General features: G+C 44.5%; 2 protein-coding genes. One reads left to right on the top strand and one right to left on the bottom strand.

Translation table 11 applies throughout. The features are described from left to right. Positions 1-239: 239 nt before the first annotated feature. Complete coding sequence (gene dusA, locus ACP45E_RS17100; RefSeq protein ID WP_017038475.1) at positions 240-1220, bottom strand: tRNA dihydrouridine(20/20a) synthase DusA; 981 nt, start codon at positions 1218-1220, stop codon at positions 240-242. Positions 1221-1575: 355 nt separating this feature from the next. On the opposite strand from dusA, the gene ACP45E_RS17095 reads away from it, so the two are divergent. Further along, a partial coding sequence (locus ACP45E_RS17095) for a choice-of-anchor I family protein (RefSeq protein WP_069585306.1) occupies positions 1576-3307 on the top strand: 1732 nt, incomplete at its 3' end.

The raw sequence follows: 3307 nt of genomic DNA, 5'->3' as shown, positions 1-3307 counted from the left end.
CGCTCTTCCGATCTACCAATAGCGTTGCAATAAATACCAATACAAAAATCAACTCAAACATAATCACACTCCTAATATCGCTTACCTACAGTATTCCTGGTATTCATTAATGCAGATATCGAGCCAAATATTTTTTATATTAAAAATCAGATAATTAAAAAGAAAAAAGGTGAGAAGAACATAAGCCTTCTCACCTTTTTATATAAATAGGTAAATTTCACCCACTATGTTGGTTAATTTTACACATCGAGTTCCGCCGGAATTTTAGCTAATGCGGCTTGCACGACCTCAACTCCAGAATCTGGTTTATGCGCATTCTCACTGATGTATCGACGCCACTGACGTCCACCAGGCATTCCTTGAAACAACCCAAGCATATGGCGCGTAATATGACCCAACTTAGCGCCGTTAGATAATTGCTGTTCTATATAAGGTAGCATCGCCTCTACCGCTTCACTGCGCTTCATGACCGGCTTATCCAAGCCAAAAATCAACTGATCGACTTGAGCCAGTAAATACGGATTTTGATACGCTTCGCGTCCAACCATAACGCCATCTAAATGTTTTAGATGGATTAGTGTTTCTTCTAACGTTTTCACACCACCATTTACTGCGATGGATAAGTGAGGGAAATCTTTCTTTATTTGGTAAGCTCTATCGTAATCAAGCGGGGGAATTTCTCGGTTCTCTTTCGGGCTCAAACCGCTCAACCAGGCCTTACGTGCGTGTATCGTAAACTGCTCACACTTCGCCTTTTCTGACACTATCGAAATAAAGTCGGTCAAAAACTCATAAGAATCTTGATCATCAATACCAATACGCGTTTTGACGGTTACCGGAATATCAACCACATCGTTCATTGCCGCTACACAATCAGCCACCAACTGTGGCTCGGCCATTAAACAAGCACCGAAGCGTCCATTTTGAACTCGGTCGGATGGGCACCCTACATTCAAGTTGATTTCATCATAGCCCCGTTCTTGTGCTAGCTTGGCACAAGTTGCAAGATCCGTTGGGTTTGAACCACCAAATTGAAGCGCAACCGGGTGCTCTTCTTCGTTATAAGCAAGAAAGTCCCCTTTACCATGAATGATCGCGCCGGTTGTGATCATCTCGGTATAAAGCAGGGTTTGACTTGTGAGTAATCGGTGGAAGTATCGACAATGACGATCGGTCCAATCGAGCATTGGAGCGATTGAGAATCGGGATGATGGATGCATAGTTAAAATCTCTATTATGTTCAGGGTTTTAGCCATACATTCCATTACGGCAAAACAATATTAACGAATGACGCTTCTGCTCACTCTATACTCACCACAAAAAACAGTCGAAGTACAAAGAACCGTGTTCGTTTCGAGGAACGCGATTATACATAGAGCTTACGACTGCTTCAATTAAGCACATTATAAACCGTCAGTAGATACGCTTAAAAACGATAACACTTCTTACTTGGTCTTTATGTCTGCGAGCGTTTCCAAGCTCACAATCAACACCGACTTCATTTGTTCTTAATTCTTTAAACAAACCGTCACATATTCACTCTATGGTCATCTGCTAGATATTCATGGAGGAAATATGACCCACTTTAAAACCACCTTAACGATACTCTCTTTGGTTGCCGCTAGCCTAACCGGGTGCTCAAGCCAACCAAACTCTCGTAACCAGAACCACGTCAGTGGCACATTCCTGAACGAAGCATGCCAGCCTTTGGTTAATGCTAACATTCCATCGACATCGCTAAAGGGTATTCGCTTGGTAGGCACATCCATCACCAACGCGCCATTTGCCTCTTCCGCGGCTGAGATCGTCAGTTATGACGCTTGCTCTGACAGGTTGTATGTCGTGAACGCCCAAGACAAGAAAATTGATGTTTTAGCCCTTAGTCGTGATTCCATACCGACCTCGGTTGGGCAAATCGATTTACAGTCTGCTGGAAAACACAGTGGTATTGAAATAGGGGCGGCAAACAGTGTTTCCACACACAATGGGCTGATCGCGGTTGCTATTGAAAATAAGAAAAAACAACGTAATGGCATCATTGCGCTCTATCGTTCTGATTCCTTAGATATTATCAACACCTTCCCAGCAGGAGCTCTGCCAGATATGGTCAGCTTTTCTAAAGATGGACGCTATATCGCTGCTGCGAATGAAGGGGAGCCAAGTTCAAACTACTCAATCGATCCAGAAGGCAGCATTACCTTGATCGATTTAAAGCCCGGGCTTGAAAACGCTATCGTCACCCAAATCGACTTTAAAGATTTCAATCAAGGTGAGTCGAGATATTCTGAGCTAGGTGAAGACGTTCGTATTTCAGGGCCCAATGCCAGTGTTGCACAAGATCTTGAGCCAGAATACCTAACGTTTGCCGACAACGGTAAGCTGTACGTAGCAATGCAAGAAAACAACGCGATTGCCACTATTGATGTTCAGTCCGCCAACATTGAAAAAATATTTGGCCTTGGCGGTAAATCTTGGGAAACATCCCAGCTTGATGCTTCCAATAAAGACGGCATTATCGGAAATCTACACGCTTACCCTATGCTCGAAGGGCTTTATATGCCAGACAGCATCGCGAGCTACACCATCAAAGGAAAGACTTACATCGTTACCGCTAATGAAGGGGATGGCCGAGAGTATGGATTTGATGCCACTCAAAAGCAGTGTGATGACGATGGTCACAAGTGGGATGGAGACGACGACCAAGACGCCTCTGACTACAACACCAAACAAGCGTTCTGCATTGCTTATGTCGATGAAGTTCGAGGCAAAGATCTGAAAGTAGCCAGTAGCCACCCACTCGCAACAGCGCTCAAAGACAAAAACCGACTTGCTCGCCTAAAAATAATTAAGCCTCAAGAAGTGTTAGCTGCAGATGCAAAAGTACAAACCTTCGGCGCACGTTCATTTTCCATTTGGAGTGAGTTTGGGGAACCTGTGTTTGACAGCGGTGACGACTTTGCTCGTATCGTCTTAGCACAAGATAAAGCCAACTTTAATAGCACCAACGACAGTAACCAAAGCGCTGATAATCGAAGTGATGATAAAGGGGTCGAGCCTGAAGCCATTGAGGTCGCGGTGATTGGAGAGCGAGCTTATGCCTTCATTGGTTTAGAACGCCAAGGGGGAATAATGGTCTACGATGTCACCATTCCTACACACGCCAAGTTTATCAACTACCTCAACAATCGCGATTTTATACAGCCAGTCTGTAGCGAAGTTGATGACGGAGATTGCAAGAGCGGCCGCTATAATCCGAAAGCTGGGGATCTAGGGCCGGAATCTATCGAGTATAGATCGGAAGAGCGGT

The organism is Vibrio genomosp. F10 str. 9ZD137, assembly GCF_049974785.1.
Lineage (GTDB): Bacteria > Pseudomonadota > Gammaproteobacteria > Enterobacterales > Vibrionaceae > Vibrio.
The sequence above is the reverse complement of the archived record's forward strand: the minus strand, read 5'-3'. Positions and strand labels throughout refer to the sequence as shown.

Coding starts and splice junctions, on each gene's coding strand:
- dusA (WP_017038475.1), bottom strand. CDS start 1,220: ATGCATCCATCATCCCGATTCTCAATCGCTCCAATGCTCGATTGGACC.